The sequence below is a fragment of the Aeromonas genomosp. paramedia genome (assembly GCF_023093515.1).
Classification (GTDB): domain Bacteria; phylum Pseudomonadota; class Gammaproteobacteria; order Enterobacterales; family Aeromonadaceae; genus Aeromonas.
Genome location: NZ_JAAROG010000018.1, coordinates 172,871 through 191,183, shown reverse-complemented (window position 1 = coordinate 191,183; position 18,313 = coordinate 172,871). Strand labels below are relative to the sequence as shown.

At 64.8% G+C, this 18,313-nt stretch carries 14 protein-coding genes; 9 read left to right on the top strand and 5 right to left on the bottom strand.

Annotated elements, in window-relative coordinates; all coding sequences use genetic code 11:
* Positions 1-232 precede the first annotated feature (232 nt).
* The 3 genes from HB860_RS13980 (at position 233) to ligA (ending at position 6,857) form a co-directional block, all read left to right on the top strand.
* Positions 233-3,607, top strand: coding sequence for an AAA family ATPase (locus HB860_RS13980; protein WP_247627044.1), 3,375 nt, complete (start codon positions 233-235; stop codon positions 3,605-3,607).
* 15 nt (positions 3,608-3,622) lie between these two features.
* Complete coding sequence (gene zipA, locus HB860_RS13975; RefSeq protein WP_139436491.1) at positions 3,623-4,750, top strand: cell division protein ZipA; 1,128 nt, start codon at positions 3,623-3,625, stop codon at positions 4,748-4,750.
* A 100-nt stretch (positions 4,751-4,850) separates the two neighbouring features.
* On the top strand, positions 4,851-6,857 hold the full coding sequence (ligA, locus tag HB860_RS13970; RefSeq protein ID WP_247627043.1) for an NAD-dependent DNA ligase LigA: 2,007 nt from the start codon (positions 4,851-4,853) through the stop codon (positions 6,855-6,857).
* A gap of 59 nt (positions 6,858-6,916) precedes the next feature.
* Here ligA and HB860_RS13965 read toward each other — a convergent pair whose 3' ends face one another.
* The gene (locus HB860_RS13965) at positions 6,917-7,891 is read right to left on the bottom strand and encodes an ABC transporter substrate-binding protein (protein ID WP_247627140.1); all 975 of its coding nucleotides are present in this window, start codon (positions 7,889-7,891) and stop codon (positions 6,917-6,919) included.
* Positions 7,892-8,323: 432 nt separating this feature from the next.
* On the opposite strand from HB860_RS13965, the gene nrdD reads away from it, so the two are divergent.
* The 4 genes from nrdD to HB860_RS13945 all read left to right on the top strand — a co-directional run bounded on the left by nrdD (position 8,324) and on the right by HB860_RS13945 (position 12,032).
* Positions 8,324-10,441 carry an anaerobic ribonucleoside-triphosphate reductase gene (nrdD, locus tag HB860_RS13960; RefSeq protein ID WP_247627042.1) on the top strand — a complete coding sequence of 706 codons (2,118 nt, stop codon included), beginning with the start codon at positions 8,324-8,326 and terminating at the stop codon, positions 10,439-10,441.
* 196 nt (positions 10,442-10,637) lie between these two features.
* Positions 10,638-11,153, top strand: coding sequence for an anaerobic ribonucleoside-triphosphate reductase-activating protein (gene nrdG / locus HB860_RS13955; protein ID WP_247627041.1), 516 nt, complete (start codon positions 10,638-10,640; stop codon positions 11,151-11,153).
* Between the two features lie 171 nt (positions 11,154-11,324).
* Positions 11,325-11,495, top strand: coding sequence for a YqaE/Pmp3 family membrane protein (locus HB860_RS13950; RefSeq protein ID WP_025327864.1), 171 nt, complete (start codon positions 11,325-11,327; stop codon positions 11,493-11,495).
* Between the two features lie 153 nt (positions 11,496-11,648).
* The gene (locus HB860_RS13945; protein ID WP_247627040.1) at positions 11,649-12,032 is read left to right on the top strand and encodes an energy transducer TonB; all 384 of its coding nucleotides are present in this window, start codon (positions 11,649-11,651) and stop codon (positions 12,030-12,032) included.
* Between the two features lie 60 nt (positions 12,033-12,092).
* Here HB860_RS13945 and HB860_RS13940 read toward each other — a convergent pair whose 3' ends face one another.
* From HB860_RS13940 to slyA, 4 genes are all read right to left on the bottom strand, one after another.
* The gene (locus tag HB860_RS13940; protein WP_139436481.1) at positions 12,093-12,452 is read right to left on the bottom strand and encodes an MliC family protein; all 360 of its coding nucleotides are present in this window, start codon (positions 12,450-12,452) and stop codon (positions 12,093-12,095) included.
* Between the two features lie 179 nt (positions 12,453-12,631).
* Complete coding sequence (locus HB860_RS13935) at positions 12,632-13,660, bottom strand: DUF2955 domain-containing protein (RefSeq protein ID WP_247627039.1); 1,029 nt, start codon at positions 13,658-13,660, stop codon at positions 12,632-12,634.
* A 10-nt stretch (positions 13,661-13,670) separates the two neighbouring features.
* Positions 13,671-14,726 carry an HlyD family secretion protein gene (locus tag HB860_RS13930; protein ID WP_202047145.1) on the bottom strand — a complete coding sequence of 352 codons (1,056 nt, stop codon included), beginning with the start codon at positions 14,724-14,726 and terminating at the stop codon, positions 13,671-13,673.
* A gap of 1 nt (position 14,727) precedes the next feature.
* Complete coding sequence (gene slyA, locus HB860_RS13925) at positions 14,728-15,201, bottom strand: transcriptional regulator SlyA (RefSeq protein ID WP_247627038.1); 474 nt, start codon at positions 15,199-15,201, stop codon at positions 14,728-14,730.
* A gap of 217 nt (positions 15,202-15,418) precedes the next feature.
* Here slyA and HB860_RS13920 point away from each other — a divergent pair, with 217 nt between their 5' ends.
* Both HB860_RS13920 and HB860_RS13915 read left to right on the top strand, forming a co-directional pair.
* On the top strand, positions 15,419-16,729 hold the full coding sequence (locus tag HB860_RS13920) for a 2-hydroxycarboxylate transporter family protein (protein ID WP_247627037.1): 1,311 nt from the start codon (positions 15,419-15,421) through the stop codon (positions 16,727-16,729).
* A gap of 22 nt (positions 16,730-16,751) precedes the next feature.
* Positions 16,752-18,302 (top strand): NAD-dependent malic enzyme, encoded by a 1,551-nt coding sequence (locus HB860_RS13915; protein WP_247627036.1) that lies wholly within the window; start codon positions 16,752-16,754, stop codon positions 18,300-18,302.
* Positions 18,303-18,313: the final 11 nt, after the last annotated feature.

Sequence of the window (18,313 nt, the reverse complement as noted above, 5' to 3'; positions counted from 1 at the left end):
GTCCGGATCTGGTAAAGTCGCGAACTATTCCCGATATCCCGTCCGGTCAGGCTGGATGCTGGATGATATTCGTGGGCTGACTGCCTGCGCACGACCAACAAGGCCGGGTTCGGATCTGGTAAAGTCGCGAACTATTCCCGATATCCCGTCCAGTCAGGCCGGATGCTGGATGATATTCGTGGGCTGACTGCCCGCCCGCCGCCTCTTCATTTCGCCACTGACACGGGTCGCCATGCGTCTGAAACTGATCAAACTCGCCGGCTTCAAGTCGTTCGTCGAGCCGACCCGCATCGAACTGTCGGCCGACATGACCGCCGTGGTGGGTCCCAACGGCTGTGGCAAATCCAACGTCATCGACGCCGTGCGCTGGGTGCTGGGGGAGAGCTCGGCCCGCCATCTGCGCGGGGAGAACATGACGGATGTCATCTTCAACGGCTCCATCAACCGCAGCCCCCATGGCCGCGCCTCGGTGGAGCTGGTGTTCGACAATCCCCACAACCGGGTGCCCGGTGAATTTGGCCGTTATACCGAGATCTCGGTGCGCCGCGAGGTGCTGCGTGACGGCTCCAACCACTACCAGATCAACGGCCAGAAGTGCCGTCGCAAGGACGTGACCGATCTCTTCCTCGGCACCGGCCTGGGTCCGCGCAGCTACGCCATCATAGAGCAAGGCACCGTCAGCCGGCTGGTGGAGTCGCGCCCGGCGGACCTCAAGCTCTTCATGGAAGAGGCCGCCGGGGTCTCCCGCTACAAGGAACGGCGCCGGGAGACAGAGCAGCGCATCCGTCACACCCAGGAGAATCTGGAGCGCCTCGGCGACATTCGTGGCGAGCTGGGTTCCCGCCTCGAGCATCTCAAATCCCAGGCCGAAACCGCCGAGCGTTACAAGCAGCTCAAGAGCCGCAGTCGTGCCGCAAGGGCCGAGCTCATCGGCTCCGAGCTGTGGGCGCTGGAGACCCGCCTCGGCGAGGCCAAGAACGAGCTGGCCCAGGCAGAGCAGGCGCTGGCGGCGCTCGATGCCAAGCGCACCGCGGGCGAAGGGCGCCACGTCACCCTGTCGGTGGCCCGCCAGGAGGCCCAGGCCGAGCAGGCGAGCCGTCAGCAGCAGATCTTCCTCGGCGGCCAGGCCATCGCCCGTCTCGAACAGCAGCAGCTTCACCAGACCGAGCTCGGTCGCGACTGGCAGGTGCGGCGCCAGGCCCTCGGCGAGCGCATCGAGACCATCAAGGCCCAGCTGGCCAGCCAGCAGGATCAGCAGGCCGAGGGCGTCCTCCTGGGGGAGGTTGAGTCGGCGCGCCTCGAGCAGTGTGAGCAGTTACTTGCCGATCAGCAGGCCGTTCGCCTCGCGGCTGGCGAGCGGCTTGAGCTGGCCCGCCAACACCAGCAGCAGTGGCAGCAGCAGCTCGGTCAGGCACAGGGCAGGCTCAACCAGACCCGTGCCCGGCGAAGTGGCCTGCAGGAGCTGCAGGCCAAGACCCGGCTGGCGCGACTCAAGCTGGAGGATGAACAGGCCGGCCCCCTCGGCGTGGAAGGTGAGAGCCTGCAGCCCGCGCTGGATGCCCTGTCGGATGAGCTGGCACTCTCTCGCGCCCGCCACGAGGCGTTGGAACAGGCGTGGCAGGCCGGCGTGGCCAGCCACGAGGCCCTCAAGGGACAGCGGGATCGGCAGGGCGGCCTGCTGCGCGAGCTCGGCGCCCGCCTCACAACCCTTGATCAGATTTTGGGGGAGCAGATGCAGGGCGCGACCCTGGCGGATCGGCTGCAGGTCGCCCCCGAGTGGGCCCAGGCGCTGGACAAGGTGCTCGGGCGCTGGCTCACCGCCCAGCCGGGGGACCAGTGCAACCTCGAGCAGGGCGGGCTCTGGATAGGCCCGGCTCACCCTGCGGTGCCCGGTACCCTGGCGGCCCGGCTCGAGGGGGATCACATCCCCGCCTTCCTCAACGTCATCTGGCTGGCCGATGACAGGGAGGCGGCCCTGGTCCGCCAGTCATCCCTCCTGGCCGGTGAGTCTGTGCTGACCCCGGCGGGGGACTGGTTTGGCCCGAACTGGGCCGATCTCGGCCAGGTCGGCGCTCTCGGCACCCTGGCGCTGCTCGGTGAACGTGAGCGGTTACACACCGAACTGGCCGCTGGGGAGCAGGCGCTGGTTCAGCTGGATGCCCAGTTGAAGGCCGCAGATGCCGACCGTGCCCATTTGCACAGCACCTTTGAGGCGAGCCAGCGCACCCTGCGCGAGCAGGAGCAGCGATGGCAGCAACTGCGGGAAGCCTGGAGCCTGCAGCAGGGTCAGCGTCAGGAGCGGCTGCTGCGCCTCGGCCAGCTGGGGGAAGAGTTGATCCGGCTGGACAAGGAGCAGGCCGAGGAAGCCGAGCGGCTGGCTGCGGCCCAGCAGCAGCTCGAGCTGGAAGAGGCGCACCTTGCCGAGCTGCAGGAGCAGGGGGAGCCGCTGGCGAAGGCTCTCTTGCTGGCCCAGGAGGGGGTCGCCAGTGCCGAGCGGGCGCTGGAGGAGGCGCGTGCGCGCCGGGAGCAGCAGCAGGCAAGCTGCCAGCGCTGGCAGCTGGCGCAGCAAAATCTGGCGCAGCTCATCGCCCTGCGCGAGCAGGAGCTGGCCCGGCTCGGGCTGGAACTGGCCGAGCTCAAGGGTCCTGACGCCCAGGCGGTGCAGGACATCTCGCCCCTGCTGGCGGAGCAACGCAACCTGGAGGTGCAGCAGCTCGCCTGCCATCAGCGGCTCGCCGAGCTGGAGCGTCAGCTGACCGAGCTGGAGCAGGCCAGAAGCGCCGACCACAAGCAGCTGGTGGCCCTGCAGGAGAAGCTCGCCCAGCTCAGGCTGGAGCGGGAGCGCAACCTCACCCGGCGACAGGGGCTGCACGAGCAGTTCGAAGAGCTGGGCGTGCGTCTGGTGGATCTCGATCAAGCGGTGCTGATCGCCGCCGATCGCGGCAAGCTGCGCCAGGAGATCCAGACCCTGGAGACACAGGTGGAGGCACTTGGCGCCATCAACCTGGCGGCGCTGGAGGAGTATGAAGAGGCGAAAACCCGGGCAAGCTACCTGGAAAACCAGTGCCAGGATCTCGAGCAGGCGCTGGAAACCCTGAGCCAAGCCATTAAAAGAATTGATAAAGAAACACAAATACGCTTCCGCGACACTTTCGATAAGGTCAACGAAGATTTAAAATCCCTGTTCCCGAAAGTGTTCGGGGGGGGCAGTGCCTGGCTTGAGCTGACCTCGGACGATCTTTTGGAAGCCGGAGTGAGCATCATGGCAAGACCTCCGGGCAAGAAGAATGCTACCATTGCCCTGCTTTCCGGGGGGGAGAAGGCGTTAACCGCCCTTGCGCTGGTTTTTGCCATCTTCAGACTCAATCCAGCACCCTTCTGTCTGCTGGATGAGGTGGATGCACCGCTCGATGAAGTGAACGTGGGTCGCTTCTGTTCTCTTGTCAAAGAGATGTCGAGCACAGTACAGTTCGTTTACATCAGTCATAATAAGGTCTCCATGGAGATGGCCGAGCAGCTGATAGGCGTCACGATGCAAGAGCCCGGGGTTTCTCGCATCGTGTCGGTTGACATCGGTGAAGCCGTCGCTTTGGCTGAGCAAAACTAGAAAGAGAAGCAGCTAATGCAGGAATTGCGTTACATCTTGGTTGCCCTGGGCGGTATTGCCATCGCGGCATTGCTCATTCACGGGTTGTGGAGCAACAGAAAGAACCGTCAGGCACCGATCAAGGAAAAACCCCTGGGTCGGATGGAATCCAAGTCACGGGATCGTGACAGCGATGCGTTTGACAGCGATGGCATCGGTCAGGTGCGCGTGGTCAGCGGTGGCCGTCGTGCCGAGCCCAAGCTGCGCAACGACGAGGCCCATCAGCCGGAACCCCGCCGTGCCGCCACAGTGCCCGCCTTCGATGAGGACGAGGATGACGATCTGCCACCACCTGTGGTGCGCAAGCCTGCCCCCCGTCCGGTGACGCCGCCCCCCGTCTATGAAGAAGAAGACGAGTATGAGGAGCCGAGCGCCGAGCCTGTCGAAGAGGTGCCTGCCGCGCCGGTACGCAAGCCTGCCCAGGTGATCCGCCGCACCCCGGTGCACCGCTCCCGCCCCCAGCGCGAACCCATGATGCAGCCACTGGACGACGAGCCGCTGGTGGAGCCAGCTTACGCCCAGGCGCCGACCTTCGGTGCCCGCGAGCCCGCGCCGCAGCAGCAAGCCCGCTATGCCCAGCCCGCGCCTGCGTATGAAGAGCCCGATTATGATGACGAGCCCGCCTACGAAGAGCCGGTCCAGGTGGCTGAGCCCGTCCAGGAGCTGCCGCCGGTCGAGAAGATCTGGCAGGATGTCTATGTCATCAACCTGATGGCCCGTCCTGGTCACGATCTGCAAGGGGCGACCCTGCTCTCCTCCCTGCTGGCGCTGGGCTTCAAGTTTGGCGAGATGGACATCTTCCACCGTCACGAGGATCTCAACGGCAAGGGTGAAGTGCTCTTCTCCATGATCAACATGGTCAAGCCGGGTACCTTCAACCCCTACCGCATGGAGCAGTTCAGCACCCCGGGTGTGTCCCTCTTCATGCAACTGCCCCTGCGCAGCAACGCGGCCTTTGCGTTCGAGCACATGCTGCAGGCGGCGGATCAGCTGGCAAGCGATCTCGATGCCATGCTGACCGATGCCTCGCGCAGCCCGCTCAGTGACGATGACATTGCCCGTTATCGCCATGAGCTGGCCGCCTACGAGGCCAGCCGCGACTGATGCGCCATTTGGCCTCAGCCATGAAAAGTGCGGTACCCAGGTGCCGCATTTTCATTTCTGCCCCAGACTGATTGTTCCATCACACTTCGAGACTTCATTCATGAGCGACATCCTCTCCCGCCACCGTCAACTGTGTGAACTGCTCACCGAATATGGCCATCAGTACTATGTGCTGGACAACCCCACGGTGCCGGACGCCGAATACGATCGCCTGATGCGCGAGCTGATCGCGCTGGAAGCCGAGCACCCCGAGCTGAAAACCCCGGCCTCCCCGAGCGTGCGGGTCGGCGGTCAGCCGCTCTCGGCCTTCAGCCAGGTGCGCCACGAGATCCCCATGCTGAGCCTGGACAACGTCTTCAGCGCCGAAGAGCTGCAGGCCTTCGAGCAGCGCATGCGCGATCGCCTCAAGCGCGAGCTGAACTTCACCTTCTGCTGCGAGCCCAAGCTGGATGGTCTGGCGGTCAGCCTGCTCTATGTGGACGGCCAGCTGGTGCAGGCGGCCACTCGGGGCGATGGCGCCACGGGGGAGGAGATCACCGAGAACGTGCGCACCATCAAGGCCATTCCGCTCGTCCTGCGGGGCACTGGCTGGCCCGCTCGTTTAGAGGTGAGGGGGGAGGTCTTCATGCCCAAGGCCGGTTTCGAGGCGATGAATGCCAGGGCGCTAGCGGCAGGGGAGAAGGTGTTCGTCAACCCGCGCAACGCCGCCGCCGGCAGCCTGCGCCAGCTCGACTCCCGTATCACCGCCAGCCGTCCTCTGAGCTTCTACGCCTATGGCGTGGGCATAGGCGGCGACGAGCTGGGGAATTCCCACTTCGCTCGCCTCAACCAGCTCAAGGCCTGGGGGCTGCCACTCAGTCCCGAGGTGAAGCTCAAGGAGGGGGCGGTCGGTTGCCAGGCGTTCCACGACGCCATCCTGGCCCGCCGCAGCGAGCTGCCCTACGAGATCGACGGCGTGGTCTACAAGGTGGACGACATAGCGCTGCAACAGGAGCTCGGTTTCGTGGCGCGGGCCCCGCGCTGGGCCACGGCCCACAAGTTCCCGGCAGAAGAGGAGATGACGGAGCTTGAGAACGTCGAGTTCCAGGTGGGCCGTACCGGCGCCGTGACCCCGGTGGCCAAGCTCAAGCCGGTGTTCGTCGGCGGTGTCACCGTCTCCAACGCTACCCTGCATAATGCGGACGAGATCGCGCGCCTTGGCGTCATGATCGGCGATACCGTGATAGTGCGCCGGGCGGGGGACGTGATCCCGCAGATAGTGGCCGTGGTGGAGGCCCAGCGCCCTGCGGATGCCCGCGAGATCCTCTTCCCCACCCAGTGCCCGGTGTGCGGCTCGGCGGTGGAGCGGCTGGAAGGGGAGGCGGTGACCCGCTGCTCCGGCGGCCTGTTCTGCGAGGCGCAGCGCAAGGAGGCGATCAAGCACTTCGCGGCGCGGCGCGCCATGGACGTGGACGGCCTGGGTGACAAGATAGTGGAGCAGCTGGTGGACAAGGGACTGGTGAAGACCCCGGCGGATCTGTTCAGCCTCAACGCCATCCAGTTGGCCGGTCTCGAGCGGATGGGGCAAAAATCTGCCCTCAATCTGGTGGCCGCCATCGACAAGGCCCGCAGCACCACCTTGCCGCGCTTCCTGTTTGCCTTGGGCATTCGCGAGGTGGGGGAGGCGACGGCGCTGAACCTCGCCAACCACTTCCTCACCCTGGATGCCCTGCGCGCCGCCTCGGTAGAGCAGTTGCTGGAAGTGGCCGACGTGGGGGACATAGTGGCCAAGCACGTCTACTACTTCCTGCGCCAGCCCCACAACATAGAGGTGCTCGACGCACTGCTGGCCGCCGGCATCCACTGGCCGGCCATCGAGAAGAGGGAGGCTGCGCAGCAGCCCTTCGCTGGCAAGACCTTCGTGCTGACCGGTACCCTCACCACCTTGTCCCGCAACGATGCCAAGGCGGCGCTGCAGGCCCTGGGGGCCAAGGTGGCGGGCTCGGTGTCGGCCAAGACTGATGTGCTGGTGGCAGGGGAAGCCGCCGGCTCCAAGCTCGCCAAGGCGCAGGAGCTCGGCATCACCATCTGGACCGAAGAAGAGTTGCAGGCGGCGATCCAGCCCTGAGTTGACAGGGGCACAATAAAACAGACCCGGCCAGATGGCCGGGTCTGTCGTTTTCGGGCTCAGTCGACATAGCTCACCCGCCCCTGCCATCTTGATGGGGCCTCAAGCTGCCAGCGTGCCAGCTCGCTCTTGCTGAACAGGTATTCACCGCGCTGGGCGGCGCGGGGGGAGAGGGCCTGTGGCGCCGTACCCGCCAGTATGGCGTTGGCGAGCTCTGCCGCCTTCTCCCCCTGGGTGCGACCATCGAGCACCAGGCCGCCTATGGTGCGGCCCGGCCCCACCGCAAACTCCCAGAAACCGAACAAAGGCACGGGGCTGTGGGCGCTGGTCCAGGCCAGCACCTGCTGCTCGCTCACATGCAGCCCCTGTTCGTCGGTGAGGGTGTGATAGAGGCCGAGGAAGAGAGCCTCATAGCCGTTCTGCCGGCTGGCGAGCACCGCCTCCTGCCAGCGCCCGTAGTCGTTGAATTGCCGGCTGCTCACCCGGGTCTGGCCGACCCGCAGCTCGCTGCGCGCCTTGAACTCCTCCTCGATGGCGATGCGCGACACCTCGCTCTCGTCAAACAGCACCAGCGCCTTGCCGATGCCGCCCATCAGCTGGCTCATCTCGCTGATGTTGCGCTTGAGCAGGGGGCGTTCCAGCACGCCGGTGATCAGAGGGTGACCGACCAGCCCCTTGGGGCGCGGGTTTTCGTTCATGCCGAGAAACACCACAGGGGTGCCGAGGGCGGCGATGGGGCGGGCGAGGGCGTTGATGGCGTTGTCATCGCCGAGCACCACCAGGGCCGGCTTGCGCGCCTGATAGGCCGCCATCCCCTGGCTGACGAGCTGCTCCTGCGTCTGCTGAGGCTGACGCTTGGTATCCAGGTAGAGGTGGCTGATGTGGTGCTCGCCCTTGAGGTGCGTCTTCAGGCCGGCGCTGTAGCTCTGATCCCACAGATTGGCCTGATGGTAGCTGCTGATCACCAGGATCTCGGCGGCCAGCAGCTGAAGCGGGAATAGGGCTAACAGAAGCCACACCTTGGTCACGTTCATTTTCCATTGGCAGGACACTGCACCCATTATGTGCGTTCCGGCTGTTGGTTGCCTCGGTCAATTGTTGTCAGATGGTGCCATCCTTCCCCAGGGTCCTCCATCGGGCGCCAGCCCGCACCCCGTCTGGGATGCGCACAAGTGGCCTCTTCTGGCGCTGATTGTGAACTGCGCCACTCCTTCCAAAACCTGTCCTGGATCAAGAAACGGGTCATCGCTTTGGGGCCTAATAGCTACCACATATAGGGGTTAGCATAAAAAAAACACCCATATATAGTGTTATCAAGCTGTGCATAAGTCGTCTCCCTCTCAGCGTCAGCCCGGGCCTCTCAGGCCCCGGCTGAATGCATGTGCGCCGGGGATAGGGTGTGGAGAAGGGGACTCAACAAGGGTGAGCCCAGGGTGGCTGCCAGGCCTTTAATGCGGGGAAAATCGATGAAACCGGTAGTGATCAAACGTGATGGATGTCGCGCACCATTCAATGGCCAGCTGATCGCCGAGGCGGTGAGCCGGGCGGCGGAAGCGGTCAATCAGGCCAATCCGGCGCTGGCACTGCGCATCTCAGGCGCTGTCAGCCAGGAGCTGGAAGGGCGGGGCGAGGTGGATATCCACGAGATCCAGAACCGGGTCGAGAACCATCTGATGGCGTCCGACGACAAGGCCATCGCCCGCGCCTACATCGAGTACCGTCACGACCGGGATCAGGCCCGCGAGGCCCGCGGCCGGCTGGCCCAGGAGATCCGTGGCCTGGTGGAGCAGACCAACGCGGCCCTGCTCAACGAGAACGCCAACAAGGACTCCAAGGTGATCCCGACCCAGCGCGACCTGCTGGCGGGTATAGTCGCCAAGCACTACGCCATCAGCCACATGCTGCCCCGCGAGGTGGTGCAGGCCCATGAGAGCGGCGATCTGCACTTCCACGATCTCGACTACTCCCCCTTCTTCCCCATGTTCAACTGCATGCTGATCGATCTGCAGGGGATGCTGACCCACGGCTTCAAGATGGGCAATGCGGAGATCGACACCCCCAAATCCATCAGCACGGCCACCGCCGTGACAGCCCAGATCATCGCCCAGGTGGCGAGCCACATCTATGGCGGCACCACCATCAACCGCATCGACGAGGTGCTGGCTCCCTATGTGACCATCAGCTGGCAGAAACACCGGGAAGTGGCCGAGGAGTGGGGCATCAGCGACGTGGACGCCTACGCCATGGCCCGCACCGAGAAGGAGTGCTACGACGCCTTCCAGTCCCTGGAGTACGAGGTCAACACCCTGCACACCGCCAACGGTCAGACGCCGTTTGTCACCTTCGGCTTCGGCCTCGGCGACAGCTGGGAGTCGCGCCTCATCCAGCGCGCCATCCTCGGCAACCGCATCGCCGGCCTTGGCAAGAACAAGAAGACCGCCGTCTTCCCGAAACTGGTGTTCGCCATCAAGGATGGCCTCAACCACAAGTTGGGAGATCCCAACTACGACATCAAGCAGCTGGCGCTGGAGTGTGCCTCCAAGCGGATGTATCCGGACATCCTCAACCATGACCAGGTGGTGAAGGTGACCGGCTCCTTCAAAACCCCCATGGGCTGCCGCTCCTTCCTCGGTGCCTACGAGGAAAATGGCGAGCTCATTCATGAAGGGCGCAACAACATAGGGGTGGTGAGCCTCAACCTGCCGCGCATCGCGCTCAAATCCCGCGACGAGGCGGATTTCTGGGACAAGCTGGATGCGGCACTGCGGGTGGCCAAGACGGCGCTCATGTACCGCATCAAGCGACTGGACGGCGTCAAGGCGCGGGTCGCCCCCATCCTCTATATGGAAGGGGCCTGCGGCGTGCGCCTCAAGGCGGACGACAACGTCAGCGAGATCTTCAAACATGGCCGCGCCTCCATCTCGCTCGGCTACATCGGGGTGCACGAGACCATCAACGCCCTGTTTGGCACCGATGTCCATCTGTTCGACAGCGAGACCCTGCGCCAGAAGGCCATCGCCATCATAGCGCGGCTCAAGGCGGCGACCGACGAGTGGAAAGAGGAAACCGGCTACGGCTTCAGCCTCTACTCCACCCCGAGCGAGAATCTCTGCACCCGCTTCTGCCGCATCGACGCCAAGGAGTTCGGTGTGGTGGCAGGCGTAACCGACAAGGGCTACTACACCAACAGCTTCCACCTGGACGTGGAGAAGCAGGTGAACCCCTATGACAAGCTGGACTTCGAGGCGCCCTATCCGCCCATCGCCAGCGGCGGCTTCATCTGCTACGGCGAGTACCCCAACATCCAGCACAACCTGGAGGCGCTCGAGAACGTCTGGGACTACAGCTATGACAAGGTGCCCTACTACGGCACCAACACCCCCATAGACGAGTGCTACGACTGCGGCTTTACCGGCGAGTTCGAGTGCACCTCCAAGGGCTTCACCTGCCCGCGCTGCGGCAACCACGACCCCGCCAAGGTGTCGGTGACCCGCCGGGTGTGCGGCTACCTCGGCAGCCCGGATGCGCGCCCCTTCAATGCGGGCAAGCAGGAAGAGGTGAAGCGCCGGGTCAAGCATATGTGAGTCCAGAGCGGACCCCAGCCTCCCCTTAACAAGGGGCAAGTCGGCCCCCTCTCCCAGGGGAGAGGGGGCCGTTCGAGGAGCTGTTGGCGACGATCTGCTCCCTTCTCCCCTTGCGGGAGAAGGGCTGGGGATGAGGGGGAGACCACTCCAACCCGAGGCCAGGATAAGTGACAGCCATTGTTGAGCAAGTGAGAAGATGCACTACCACCAATACTACCCGGTCGATGTGGTGAACGGCCCAGGCACCCGGGCCACCCTGTTCGTCTCGGGCTGCGAGCACCAGTGCCCGGGCTGCTACAACCAGAGCACCTGGCGTCTCGATGGCGGCAAGCCGTTCGATGAGGCGATGAGCGATCGCGTCATCAGGGATCTCAAGGATTCACGCATCAAGCGGCGAGGTCTGTCGCTCTCGGGCGGCGATCCGCTCCACCCCGCCAACCTGTCCCAGGTGCTGGCGCTGGTGAAACGGGTGCGGGCAGAGTGCCCCGGCAAGGACATCTGGTGCTGGACCGGCTACCTGCTGGGCGAGCTTAGCCCGGCCCAGTGCGAGCTGGTCGCCCTGCTGGATGTGCTGGTGGACGGCAAGTTCGAGAAGGAGCTGGCGGATCCCGGCCTGCTCTGGCGCGGCAGCAGCAACCAGATCATCCACGACCTCAACGCCTGGCGGGAGCGAGAGCATAAGAGCCGGATCCCCTGCCAGCTGCTGGCCTGATCATTGCGCTGCCCGGGGGCTAGGTGCGCGCCAGCCACTGTCAGCTGAACCCGGGCTCAATCCCGGGCGAGAAAGGCGCGAAAGCTGTTCGCTGTGGTTTGCAGTTGTGGGCAAGGCTGTTTATGGTTAGCCCATCCGAATCACATGACATCTTTCATGAGGAACCATGAGATGAACAATTTGCTCAAGATCCTGCTGGCCATCTTCCTGCCGCCGGTCTGTGCCTTTATCCAGGTGGGGCTCAGCCTGCACTTCTTCATCAACATAGTGCTGACCCTGCTCGGCGGCCTGCCCGGCATGGTCCATGCGCTCTGGCTGGTGGTCAGCGACAAGCGCGCCTGAGTCATCCCCTTGCGAACAAGGCCAACCCTGAGGTTGGCCTTTTTATTGCCCGCGAGAGTGCCTCGCCAGATGGGGACTTCCCGAATGAGCCTCACTGTCTGACACTGGCTCGCCGTTCAAGGAGCCGAGCGGTCACAGGACAAGGAGAGTTGAATGGGTTTGAAGCTAGTGCTGCTGGGGGTCGCCCTGATGCTGGGGGGCTGCGCCAGCCCCACCGCGAAGCTGAATCAGCCTCCGGTGGATATCGTCTGGGAAGATCTGCCCAGATACTGGGTTCAGGTGGAGCAGATCGGCGACTTCAATCCGGTCGGTGGACTGCCCAAAGAGAGGCCGGTGAAGGGCTGCGTGACCCTTCGCTACCTCATCGATTCCAATGGCGATCTGTTCAGTCCCGAGGTGCTGGAATCCGAGCCCCCCGGCGTGCTGGATCTCATCGCCATCTCAGGGCTGGCGCAGGTGCGTTATCGGGTGTCCGAGCAGAATCCGCAAGCCATCCCGGTACGGGTTGTGGTCCGATATGACGTCGAAGTGAGATGACAAAGACCCCGGCCTTGGCCGGGGTCTTTGTCACTGCGGGGGCGTGGTTGCCTGCGGGGCTTATTGCTCCTTGCAGTCGTTGTAGCGGCTCTGCCACTCCCCGGCGTCATCACGCATCTCCACGAAGCCTTCCTTCCCCTTGTTCCACCAGACCACCTCGTGATCGTCGGTGTAGCGGGCGCCGGAGGCGGAGACCGCCTGGGGCAGGGTGTAATCCTTGCCATCGGGCAGGGCGAGCTTGACGAAGTTCAGGCTCTCGTCCGAGAGGGAGAAGTAGCGCACCTGCACCTTCTGGTTCTGCTCGCACAGATAGGTGACGGGATCGCCCCCTGTCACCCCCAGCTTGCCGGCCCCCAGATCGCAGCCGCCGAGCAGGATCATACCCCCCATCCCCAGTAGAAAGAGCTTGGCGTGTTTCATGTCGCATCCTTTGTCGGTGTCATATGGAGTTGAGCCTAACAGGCTGGGGGATGAGTGCAACCTCATGGTGGGGGCCGTGCGTCGGGATGCGTCCGTCCCCTGTGCAACCGGCGGGCAAAAAAACGCCCCGCAGGGTTGCGGGGCGAAAGACAGCACATCCTTGGCCATTGGAAAGGGGATCAATAACCGAAACGGGTCGCCTCGAAACGGTTGAGCAGGCGGTGAATGAGGTAGCAGGCCAGCAGGGTGGCGACGATGGCAAAGAGGATGCTGCTCACCCGGTAGAGGGCGCTGAACACCAGATCGTTGCCCGGGGTCAGGTACTGGCCAAACAGGATGCCGAGGGTGGTGAGGGCTCCGAAGCCGACCCCGGAGCCGCTCGCCTCCTTCACATGGGCATGGCTGAACAGCATGGCCCCGAGCCAGAGCAGGGGGGTGACCAGCAGGAGCAGACCGGACCAGTCGTAGAGCACCAGCTGCCCCAGGATGCCGAAACTCACCCCCAGCAGGGTGCCCATGGCGCGCTTGCGGGCGTAGCTCAGGGCCCCGTCCCAGTGCATGGGGAAGAGCACCAGCAGTGTGGTCGCCTGGGCGGACATGGAGTCGCGCAGATCGAACAGCTGGAAGACCAGGAACGACAGGGTGGCGATGCTGGCACCGAGCAGGGCCTCGTGGCGCATCCGGTGTGGCGCCTTGGGAGAGGGGGCGGGGGCAGGCCGGGGCTCCACGTCCGGGATCAGGGCCGTCATCAGGTAGGCGATGAGCACCGACAGGATGCTGGCCCAGAGGTTGCTGAAGATGAGATCGTTCAGATCTGTCCCGGGATAGCTGGCAAAGTGCAGCATGATGCTGAGGCTGAGCACGCCGTTGGCGCCGAACAGGAAGAGGCTGCCCCGGGACATGGCGGCGAAACGGTAGAGGAACAGCAGGAAGACGAGGGGGGTCATCAGCCCGGGATGACTGCCGAACAGGCCGCCCAGCAGGCCGACCTCCAGCCCGCACATGGCGGCCGAGGCGATGAGCTGGCGGGCGGCGTGGCCGTTCATCACGGGGATCATGCCGAGCAGCAGCACAGGGGTGACGGTGAAGAAGACCCCGTTGCTCCAGCCGAAGATCTTGCACAGTACAAACCCCAGGGTGCAGCCGAAGGCGATGCGCAGACACTGGCGCAGCTCGTTGGCGGTGAGGGGTCTGTGCCACAGGTTCATGGTCGTCATCTCAGTAGATGTAGTGCAGCAGGCTGAGCAGGCGGATCTGGCCGCGGGCAAAGAACGCGCTGAGGGCGTTGTCCGGCAGCAGCTGGACAGTGGCGCGGGCCCCGGCCGGCAGATGGGCGGGCAGCTGATCCAGGGTCAGGTGCAGACGCAGTCGCTGGGCATCCCGCACCCAGCGGTCGGACTCGATGGGGTTGGCCAAGAGGCCGTTGGCGTCGAACTGGCCGGCGCTGACCCCGGCGTCCAGGCTGGCGACCCGGGCCGGATAGAGGCGGCCTGGCTCGCCGTCGAAGGCGACCAGCGCGCGGCTTTCCGGGGTGATGTGACGCAGGCTCTTCTCGCGAAAATCGGCGATCACGTCCACCTGCTCCGAGACCAGGGCCAGCAGGGGAGCGCCCGCCGTGGCCACGCTGCCCGGCTTGAGCTGCAGGTTGGTGATGATGCCATCCTGGCTCGCATGGACCTGGCTGTAGGTGAGGTTCAGCTCGGCCTGGGCGAGGCGGTTGCGCGCCTGGCGCAGCAGCAGGTTGTCGTCACCGGCCAGGCCGCGGTTGACGCGAGCCTGCTCCATGCGGGCCTGGCTGGCCAGCAGGTTGGCACGGGCGGTGCGGGCGGCGCTGTCGGCGTCATCTTTCTGCTGCTCAGACACCATGTGGCGGCGATAGAGGGTATCGATGCGCTCGGCCTCCCGCTGTTTCTGGGCGGTCTGGGTCTGCAGCGAGCTGAAGTCGGCGGCGGCGGCGTTCAGGGTCGCATCCAGCTGGCGATTCTGCTGCTCGGCCTGATCCAGGGCGAGTCTGGCCTGCTCGACCGCGAGCTCGAAGGGGGCCGGATCCAGCACGAACAGCAGATCCCCCTGTTTGACGTGCTGGTTGTTCACCACTGCCACCTCGACCACCTTGCCGCTGACCTGGGGCGCCATCTTGGTGACGACCCGGGTGGCCATGGCCTGGGGGGTGAGGGGCATCTTGATGTCGGCCAGCAGGAAGTAGCCGAACACCAGGACGAAACAGGCCATGGCCCACTTGATCCAGCGCTTGAATTGTTGATCCGGGGTCATCTTATTCTCTCTCTTCATGCTGGGCACCGATCTTGCCGAGGGCGTTGGCGGAGATGCGGTGCACTATCTCTTCAAACTGGGCCAGCTCCTGCTGGCTGATGCCGGTGAGCAGCTCCCGGCGTATCTCCATGATGCGATCCTCGATCTGGTCGAGCAGCGCCTTGCCGGCCGGGGTCAGGGTGACGATGCGGGCGCGCTTGTCCTGGCTGCAGCAGTGGCGCTCCACCAGTTCCTGCTCTTCCAGCTGACCCAGGGTGCGCATCAGGGAGGGCAGCTCTATCTCCAGCGCCTCGGCCAGGGTCTTCTGGCTGAGGTGGCCGCCGAGGCGACTCAGCTTCCAGAGCGCGGTCCAGCGCGGATGGGTCAACCCCAAGGGGGCCAGCTCGATATCGGCCACGGTGCGCCACAGTCGGTGTAATCGTCCGACTCGCTCGGCGAGGGAGAGCTCGCGCAACATCTCCAGATCCTTTTTCATGGCAGACACCTCATATACTTAGCCTGCTAAGCATTATATTTATTTAGCAGGCTAAGTAAAGCGTGATTCAGCTCACATTCAGTCTCGGGGCCGGGGACGCGGGGAGGGCAATGGTGCTTAAGGTTTCAATGTTTTTATATGGCTTTGCAGGGCCGCTAACCGACAGCAGAGGAGGGGATACGTAGAGTGGCGCCACACCACAAGCTGGAGCATAACAATGAAAAACCTCTCTACCTCCGAAGTACAGATGAAGGGCGCCTGGGGCGACCAGCAGATCGCCGGCATGCCCATGATGATCTTCCTCGGGCTCGCCACCTGCGTCCTCTACGCCGGCTGGAACGGCTCATTGCCGCTCGGCATGGTCGGCGCCCTGGCGCTGATGTTCGTGCTCGGCACCCTGCTGAGCGAGCTCGGCGAGCGGATCCCCCCGATACGGGAGTACCTGGGGGGCGGCACCATACTCGCCATCTTCGGCGGCGCCGCCCTGTTCGAGTACAGGATACTGCCGGCCGAGGCGGGTGAGGTGATCACCCGCTTCATGAAGGAGGGGGGCTTTTTGAACTTCTTCATCGCCAGCCTGGTGACCGGCTCGGTGTTCGGCATGAGCGGCGCCCTGCTGAAAAACGCCGCCATGCGCTACCTGCCGGTGATCCTGGGAGGCGTGGCGCTGGCGCTGCTGAGCGTCGGCCTGGTCGGCTCCCTGATGGGGTACGGCTTCAAGAATGCGGTGCTGCTCATCGGCCTGCCCATCATGGGGGGCGGCATGGGCGCCGGCGCCGTGCCGCTGGTGGAGATCCTCTCCGGCCCCTTGCAGATGTCCAGTGCCGACCTGCTGTCGCGCATGGTGCCCGCCGTGGTGATCGCCAACACCCTGGCCATACTGGTGGGCTCCTTGCTGGCGCGCCTCGGTCGCCGCTACCCCTCCCTGACCGGCAACGGCAAGCTGATGGTCAAGGAAAACAGCCAGAGCGTCGCCGACGAGCAGGCCGAGGCGCCGACCCTGCAGAGCCTGGGGCTCGGCCTCTTCATCAGCTCCAGCATGTTCGTGCTGGGCTCCTTGCTCGGCAACTTCATCCCCATGCACCCCTTCGCCCTGATGATTCTGGCGGTGGCCTTTATCAAGGTGAGCGGTGTATTGCCGCGCCGCTACGAGCAGGCGGCCGCCGACTGGTATCAATTCGTGGTGAGCAACCTCACCCCCTCCCTGCTGGTGGGCATAGGGGTGGCCTACACCAGCATCCCCGAGCTCATCGGCGCCTTCTCGATCAACTACTTCATCATGGTGCTGACCACAGTGGTGGGCGGTGCCCTGGGGGCGGCCCTGGTGGGGCGCATGATAGGTTTTTATCCCATAGAGGCGGCCATCACCGGCGGCCTGTGCATGGCCAACATGGGGGGCACAGGTGACGTGGCCGTGCTGTCGGCAGCCCAGCGCATGAAGCTGATGCCCTTCGCCCAGATCTCCTCTCGCCTCGGCGGGGCCGTGATGCTGATCCTGGCCACCGCCCTCATCTCTCTGCTCGCGTGACGACCGGATACAGGAAAACGACATGAACGACATCATGATGGGCACCAGCCTGCCCTATGCCGAACGCAAGCGTCAGGGCCTGATGGGGCGCATGCCCCACAAGGAGGAGTCCCTCTCCCAGCAGCGCCGCCGCATCTACCGCCTGGTCTCCGCCATGCAGAGCCCCTTCGACCAGCACCTGCTGCTGCGTCAGTTGCAGGAGGACAACCCTGTGCTGTTTTACGATCTGGTGCGCCACCACCTGCCGGAGCTCTTGCCCATCATCTACACCCCAGTGGTGGGGGAGGCCTGCCAGCGCCACAGCGATCTCTACCTGCGCAGCCACGGTCTCTACCTCTCCTGGCACGACAGGGACGAGCTGGACGCCATCTTTGCCGCGGTGGAGCAGGAGGTGGACGTCATCGTCATCTCCGATGGTGAGCGGGTGCTGGGGCTCGGCGATCTCGGCATCGGCGGCATGGGGATCTGCATCGGCAAGCTGGCGCTCTACAGCGCCGCCGGTGGCATCAACCCGGCGCGCACTCTGCCGCTGTGCGTCGATGTGGGCACCAACAATCCCGAGCTGCTGGAGGATGATTCTTACCTCGGTTGGCAGGCCCCGCGCATCGACGGCGAGACCTACTACAGCTTCATGGACAAGGTGGTGGCGGCCATTCGCACGCGCTGGCCCCAGGTGGTGTTGCAGTTTGAAGACTTCGCCGGCAAGCATGCCGCCAATCTGCTGGCTCGTTATCGAGACGAGCTGTGCATGTTCAACGACGACATCCAGGGGACGGCTGCGGTGGCTTCGGCCTGCGTGCTGGCTGGGTTGCAGCAGGCGGGCAGCACGCTCGCCGATACCCCTGTGCTCATCGTCGGGGCTGGCTCGGCGGGCTGCGGCATCGCCGCCATGCTGGCGCGGCTGGCGAGCAGCCCGCAGCGGGTGCAGCTGTTCGATCAGGACGGCCTGGTCTGTCTGGACAGGGCCAACCTGACTCCCTCCCAGCAGCCCTTCGCCCGCCCGGCAGAGGAGGCATGCACCTCTCTGCCCGAGCTCATCGCCCGGTTGCACCCCGGGGTGCTGATCGGGGTGAGCGGTCAGGGGGGCCTGTTTGACGAGGCGGTGCTGACGGCCATGGGGGAGGCGTGCGAGCGCCCTGTGATACTGCCCCTCTCCAACCCGACCCGCAGCGCCGAGGCGACTCCGGAGCAGGTGTGGCGGGCTACGGGCGGGCGCGCCCTGCTCGCCACCGGCAGTCCCTTCGCCCCGGTCGAGGTGGCGGGGGAGCTGCGGGTGGTCTCCCAGTGCAACAACGTCTATGTGTTCCCGGGCATTGGCCTGGGCGCCTGCGCGGTCAAGGCGCGGCGCATCAGCGATGGCATGCTGCAGGCGGCGGTGCGGGCGGTGGGCGCCTGTGCGCTGGCAGAGGGGCGACTGCTGCCCCCCATAGAGGAGGTGGGGGAGGTGGCCCGCGCCGTCGCCAGGGCCGTGGCCCTGACCGCCCGCGAGGAGGGGCTGGCGGATTTTGACGGTGATCCCGCGCCGCTCATTGACCAGACCTGGTGGCGCCCGCACTATTGGTCCGCCTCCTGACGTTGCAAGGT

Coding starts and splice junctions, on each gene's coding strand:
- HB860_RS13980 (WP_247627044.1), top strand. CDS start 233: ATGCGTCTGAAACTGATCAAACTCGCCGGCTTCAAGTCGTTCGTCGAG.
- zipA (WP_139436491.1), top strand. CDS start 3,623: ATGCAGGAATTGCGTTACATCTTGGTTGCCCTGGGCGGTATTGCCATC.
- ligA (WP_247627043.1), top strand. CDS start 4,851: ATGAGCGACATCCTCTCCCGCCACCGTCAACTGTGTGAACTGCTCACC.
- HB860_RS13965 (WP_247627140.1), bottom strand. CDS start 7,891: ATGAACGTGACCAAGGTGTGGCTTCTGTTAGCCCTATTCCCGCTTCAG.
- nrdD (WP_247627042.1), top strand. CDS start 8,324: ATGAAACCGGTAGTGATCAAACGTGATGGATGTCGCGCACCATTCAAT.
- nrdG (WP_247627041.1), top strand. CDS start 10,638: ATGCACTACCACCAATACTACCCGGTCGATGTGGTGAACGGCCCAGGC.
- HB860_RS13950 (WP_025327864.1), top strand. CDS start 11,325: ATGAACAATTTGCTCAAGATCCTGCTGGCCATCTTCCTGCCGCCGGTC.
- HB860_RS13945 (WP_247627040.1), top strand. CDS start 11,649: ATGGGTTTGAAGCTAGTGCTGCTGGGGGTCGCCCTGATGCTGGGGGGC.
- HB860_RS13940 (WP_139436481.1), bottom strand. CDS start 12,452: ATGAAACACGCCAAGCTCTTTCTACTGGGGATGGGGGGTATGATCCTG.
- HB860_RS13935 (WP_247627039.1), bottom strand. CDS start 13,660: ATGAACCTGTGGCACAGACCCCTCACCGCCAACGAGCTGCGCCAGTGT.
- HB860_RS13930 (WP_202047145.1), bottom strand. CDS start 14,726: ATGACCCCGGATCAACAATTCAAGCGCTGGATCAAGTGGGCCATGGCC.
- slyA (WP_247627038.1), bottom strand. CDS start 15,201: ATGAAAAAGGATCTGGAGATGTTGCGCGAGCTCTCCCTCGCCGAGCGA.
- HB860_RS13920 (WP_247627037.1), top strand. CDS start 15,419: ATGAAAAACCTCTCTACCTCCGAAGTACAGATGAAGGGCGCCTGGGGC.
- HB860_RS13915 (WP_247627036.1), top strand. CDS start 16,752: ATGAACGACATCATGATGGGCACCAGCCTGCCCTATGCCGAACGCAAG.